Consider the following 3,765-nt stretch of genomic DNA (forward strand, 5'->3'; position numbering starts at 1 on the left):
TCCACCGGCGCCGGCCGCCACGCCCGATGGCTGGTGATGTCGGCGATGCGGTTCAGCAGCTCGCCGCCGCGCCGCGCCGCCTGCAGCGTGGCCTGTATCAGCGGCTGCGCTTCCGGGGTCCCGTTGATCCGCGCCAGCTTGGACTGCATCCCGAGGATGATGGTCAGCAGGTTCGAGAAATCATGCGCCAGCCCCGAGGTCAGTTGCGCGGCCAGCTCGCGGCGCTTGGTCTGCTGCAGGGCGGCGCGGGACTGCGTCTCCTCGGTGACGTCGTGGCTCAGGATGTAGACGCCGGGCTCCGTCGGGTCGGGGGTGAACACCGCCCGGATCCGCCGCGACGAGCCCTCGTCGGTGAACTCGAAGATGCTCTGGCGCCCGGCCAGCGCCTGCTCCATGTGCGGCCGCACCTTGGCATAGGCTGGCCCCAGTGCCTCGGAGACGTGCAGCCCCACGATCTCCGACGGCCGCCCGGGCATCACGTGCGGCAGCCGCCGGTTCGAGAAGGTGTAGCGCCAGCCGGCATCGACCCGGGCGATATGCGCGGGCATCATCTCGGTGGTGAGACGGGTGCGCGCCTCCATCTCGGTGAGCTCGCGCCGCGCTTCCTCGAGCGCCGCGTTGGTGGCGGCCAGCTGCCGGTTGGTGGCCGAAAGCTCCTCGGAGCGGCGCAGCACCTCCTCGGACAAGAGCTCCGAACGGGTGCGCAGCAGGCTCTCCTGCCGCTTCATCGCGGTGATGTCGGTGTAGACGGTGACCCAGCCGCCCTGCGGCAGCGGCGCGCAAAAGCCCCCCCCTCCCCCCCCTTTGCCGCGTGTGCGCTCCATTTAATGCTGCTCGAAGGCACTTCCCTTCTCCCCCCGCGCCGCCACGAAGCTCTCGGGGTGGTCGACCGGGCCGTATTCGCCGCGCTCCACGAGATAGTGGATGGTGTCCTCGAAGCTCGCCCCCTCCGTGCAGAGCCGCTCCGGCAGGTCGAACAGCTCGGCGAAGCGCCGGTTGCTCACCGCCAGCCGCAGATCGCTGTCATAGATCGACAGCGCCTGCTGGATCAGGTTGAGCCCCGCCTGTGTCAGCGCATCCTTGTTCATCCGGCCGTCCTCCCTCGGCCACATGGCTAGCACCGCGCGCCGCCGGTGCAAAGCATGCCCTGCTTCCCGCCGCCGACAAGCGCCCCGGCTTCATCTTGCCCGGTAAACTCCGGGGTGAATTGGCCGCAGGCCAAGAGGGGCAGCGCCCCTGCGACGGTTGTTACAATTCGTTAGAATTGGGCAAACATCACGTAAACATTGACCGTCAGCCTGCAGCTGACCCTAATGGTGCCTGAATCGCGTGGAGGCGCGATGACCCCTCTGGAGGAGAGGGGGGAGGTCCCGGCGAAGGGGCAAGACGGGAGGAGACAACTTGGCATACATGTCCGAGGGCGCGGAAGGTCTGCGCTCGATTCCGGCTCTGTTGCAGCGCAACGCGGGGACCTTCGGGAACCGCCCGGCGTATCGCGAGAAGGAGTTCGGCATCTGGCAGAGCTGGACCTGGGCGGAGACCGAGAAGGAGATCGAGGCCTTTGCACTCGGGCTGCTGAACCTCGGCGTCCGCAAGGGCGACCACGTGGCGGTCATCGGCCGCAACCGTCCGACGCTCTACTGGTCCATGGTCGCCGCGCAGATGTGCGGCGCGGTGCCGGTGCCGCTCTACCAGGACGCCGCCGCCGAAGAGATGGAATACGCGCTGCAGCACTGCGGCGCCCGCTTCGTCATCGCCGCCGACCAGGAGCAGGTGGACAAGGTCATCGACATCCAGGACGACCTGCACCAGTTCGAGCACATGATCTACGTCGATCCCCGGGGGATGCGGAAATACGATCATCGCCGTCTGCACGACTATGCCAGCGTCCAGAACCAGGGCCGCGCCGCCCATGACGAGTTCATCGGCGAGCTGACCGCGCGCCGCGAGAGCCTCGGCTACGACGACACCTGCGTGATGCTCTACACCTCGGGCACCACCGGCAAGCCCAAGGGCGTGGTGCTGTCGAACCGCAACATCATCGAGACCGCCAAGAACTCTGCCGAGTTCGACAAGCTGGGGCCGGGCGAGGAAGTGCTCGCCTACCTGCCGATGGCCTGGGTCGGGGATTTCATCTTCTCGATCGGGCAGGCCTACTGGACCGGCTTCTGCGTGAACTGCCCGGAAAGCGCCGAGACCATGATGACGGACCTGCGCGAGATCGCGCCGTCCTACTACTTCGCGCCGCCGCGGGTGTTCGAAACCCAGCTCACCCAGATCATGATCCGCATGGAGGACGCGGGCGCGTTCAAGCGCGGCATGTTCCACCATTTCATGGACCACGCCCGCACCGTCGGGCCCAGGATCCTCGACGGCAAGCCGGTGGGGCTGCTCGACCGGCTGCGCTACGCGCTGGGCTCGTTCATGGTCTACGGCCCGCTGAAGAACACGCTGGGCTTGAGCAAGGTGCGCGTGGGCTACACCGCGGGCGAGGCCATCGGCCCCGAGATCTTCGATTTCTACCGGGCACTCGGCATCAACCTCAAGCAGCTCTACGGCCAGACCGAGGCCTCGGTCTTCATCACCCAGCAGCCCGACCACGAGGTCCGGCCCGACACCGTGGGCGTGCCCTCGCCGGGCGTCGAGATCCGCATCGCCGACAACGGCGAGGTGTTCTACCGCTCGCCGGGCGTCTTCGTGGAATACTACAAGAACGCCGAGAGCACCGCCGACACCAAGGATGCCGAGGGCTGGGTCGCGACCGGCGACGCGGGCTTCTTCGAGGAAAGCACCGGCCACCTGCGCATCATCGACCGCGCCAAGGACGTGGGCAAGATGGCCGACGGCGCGCTCTTCGCGCCGAAATACGTGGAGAACAAGCTCAAGTTCTACCCCAACATCCTCGAGGCGGTGGTCTTCGGGGCGGGCCGCGACCGCTGCACCGCCTTCATCAACATCGACCTCACCGCCGTCGGCAACTGGGCCGAGCGCAACAACATCGCCTACGCCTCCTACCAGGAGCTCGCCGGGCATCCGAAGGTGCTCGAGATCATCCGCGGCCACGTCGAAGAGGTGAACCGTTCGGTGGCCGGGGACGAGATGCTCTCGGGCTGCCAGATCCACCGCTTCCTGGTGCTGCACAAGGAGCTCGACGCGGACGACGGCGAGCTGACCCGGACCCGCAAGGTGCGGCGCAAGATCATCGCCGAGAAGTTCGGCGACCTTGTGACCGCGCTCTACGACGGCTCGCCCAGCATCTACACCGAGACCGAGGTGACCTACGAGGACGGCCGCAAGGGCAAGATCAGGGCGACGCTCACCATCATGGACGCGGAGGTGGTGCCGGGCGCATCCCCCGCGATGGCCGCGGAATGACGGGAATGGCGCGTGACGCTCGGCTTCGCCGTCGCGAGGCTCCGCCCGTTCACTCCTCGAACCGTCCCCCGGACGGTTCGCCGCCGCCGGCGGTCCGGAGCGACCCCCACCATCCCGCGGGGCACCGCGCCGGTGCGGAGGGCAGGGCATGATGCACGGATCGGACCAGAGTATTTGGGGAAGCGATGAAAGGCAGGGGGCCGTGAAGGATACCGAAGGCTACGTGACCGCGGACGGGCGGCAGATCGGCGGGGTCCTGATGGAGCTGCGCAACATCACGCTTCGCTTCGGCGGGGTGGTGGCGATCAAGGACATCTCCTTCGACATCCGTGAGGGCGAGATCCGCGCCATCATCGGACCGAACGGGGCCGGAAAGTCGTCGATGCTCAA

General features: G+C 67.4%; 2 protein-coding genes and 1 pseudogene. 2 read left to right on the forward strand and 1 reads right to left on the reverse strand.

Annotated features, from left to right (window positions below; all coding sequences use genetic code 11):
- A pseudogene (locus HC022_RS20945) lies at positions 1-1,088 on the reverse strand (PAS-domain containing protein); the annotation flags it as partial.
- A 322-nt stretch (positions 1,089-1,410) separates the two neighbouring features.
- Between HC022_RS20945 and HC022_RS20950 the strand changes: the two are divergent.
- Together HC022_RS20950 and HC022_RS28630 are read left to right on the forward strand one after the other, a co-directional pair.
- Positions 1,411-3,375: an AMP-binding protein gene (locus HC022_RS20950; protein WP_167453710.1), complete on the forward strand. Its 1,965-nt coding sequence runs from the start codon at positions 1,411-1,413 to the stop codon at positions 3,373-3,375.
- A 202-nt stretch (positions 3,376-3,577) separates the two neighbouring features.
- Positions 3,578-3,765, forward strand: a 188-nt coding sequence (locus tag HC022_RS28630) for an ATP-binding cassette domain-containing protein (protein WP_368484711.1), incomplete at its 3' end; no start/stop codon positions are given.

Origin of the sequence: Salipiger sp. HF18, from assembly GCF_011806505.1 — a bacterium.
Classification (GTDB): domain Bacteria; phylum Pseudomonadota; class Alphaproteobacteria; order Rhodobacterales; family Rhodobacteraceae; genus Salipiger; species Salipiger thiooxidans.